The sequence below is a fragment of the Sphingobacterium sp. 40-24 genome (assembly GCF_001899705.1).
GTDB lineage: Bacteria > Bacteroidota > Bacteroidia > Sphingobacteriales > Sphingobacteriaceae > Sphingobacterium > Sphingobacterium multivorum.
The window spans coordinates 1-1,566 of record NZ_MKWH01000042.1; the positions used below are offsets into that span (position 1 = coordinate 1).

The window sequence follows — 1,566 nt, forward strand, 5'->3', positions numbered from 1 at the left end:
CCACAGGTAAACGCTGACGTACCTCGTGAGCCATTGCGTGAGCGTGGACTGAAAGCCGTCCCATACGGAAATAGCAAAGGCTATTGGTCCAAGTATGGAGAGGACTATCAGGAAAAACGTTCGTATGGTATCAATGACCAAAGCCGCCGCCTGAAAGAGTATTTCCAGTAGATTACGAAACCAATCTTTTATAGCTTTCTCTATCTTGTAGGCTTGCCTGTCCATATACATACCCGCCATTGTACCAATATCGGATGGCGACCAACCCAATTCATCCAGTTTTTTATCAAACTCTTCGTCTGATACCATATAGGCAGTTTCGGGGTTTCTGACCATTGCTTCGTATTCCAATTGGTCTTTTTGCTGTTGAAGTTTATTCAGGTCAAGTACCTGGTCTTGCAGTATGGCATGGGTTCCGGTTACAACCGGTCTTAGCACCGCATTAATGGTTCCCAATACGATGGTCGGGAAAAACATAATACACAATCCTAAAGCGAACGGGCGTAATAATGGAAACATATCGATAGGTTCGGCACGGCTTAAGGCCTGCCAAACCTTTAATGCCACATAAAACAACGCACCCAATCCTGCCAAACCCTTAGCAACAGCCGCCATATCGCCTGCAAGCGGCATCATATCGTCATAAAGCGACCGCAGGAGTTCGTGAAGATTATCCCATTCCATTTTTACCAGTATTTTTGGTTAGCAGTTCCGTAGAGTTCAAGCACTCTTTTGGCATCGTTTTTCTTTTTCGCTCTCAAGTAGCTCACAGAAATGTTCTTATTGGTGTAGTAGCGTACCAAACTGTGATATTCCTTTACTTCTTTGTAAACCCTGTCTATGATATCCATACGTTCTTTGTCGTTCAGCGAAAGGCTTGAAGAGGTTACAATCTGCTTTAACTCTTTTAGTAGTTCGGCACTTTCATTGAGCAGTGCCGAATAGCCATTGCCGATAGCTACCAATTCCTGCGGTTTGAAATTTGGATCGTTCATCATTTTCCCGAAGTTGTTCACATACATTTCCGACACATCACCTACCAACAATACCGTTTGTTGCACTTTGCGTGCATCTTTCACCAGGTTGTTGATGGCTTTCAACTTGTCGTAATACTCCTTGCCCTGTTCATACACTCTCTTCACTTCGTTGAAGTTTTTTACAACATTGCTCACAGTCGAAGAAGTCTGTATGATTTCGTTTGCAGAGTTGATGATACCCGAAGCCAGATTAGCCGGATCTGTTACGACCCATTGGGCATTTGCTGACGGTGCTGCGGCAAGCATTAAGGCCGTACACACCAGATACAATACTTTTTTCATTGTTCTTGAAATTTTAAATGTTAATGACTATTGATTTGCTTTGTCACGCCTTTGCATTGCGATATGCTTAATGGCGAGTTCTACATTGCCGTCGAGTTCAGCAGCAAGCTGCATCACTTCTATTTTTTCGGTTTCTTCAGTCGTGTAGGCGTAGGATAAGGACCCGGCGCCTTGCCATATTGACTATGGTAGGTTTCCAAGAACTCTCCCCCGAACCGTACGTACCTGTCTCCAGGTATACGGCTCT

At 44.3% G+C, this 1,566-nt stretch carries 2 protein-coding genes; both read right to left on the reverse strand.

The genetic code is table 11. From position 1 onward, the window contains the following. Window positions 1–684, reverse strand: a 684-nt coding sequence (traJ, locus tag BGP15_RS17355) for a conjugative transposon protein TraJ (RefSeq protein WP_286770253.1), incomplete at its 3' end; no start/stop codon positions are given. Window positions 685–686: 2 nt separating this feature from the next. Further along, entirely contained in the window at window positions 687–1,319 is a 633-nt protein-coding gene (locus BGP15_RS17360; protein WP_028069010.1) for a DUF4141 domain-containing protein, read from the reverse strand. Window positions 1,320–1,566 lie beyond the last annotated feature (247 nt).

Bases quoted from the DNA above. Each gene is read 5' to 3' on its own strand.
- BGP15_RS17360 (WP_028069010.1), bottom strand. From the start codon at position 1,319: ATGAAAAAAGTATTGTATCTGGTGTGTACGGCCTTAATGCTTGCCGCA.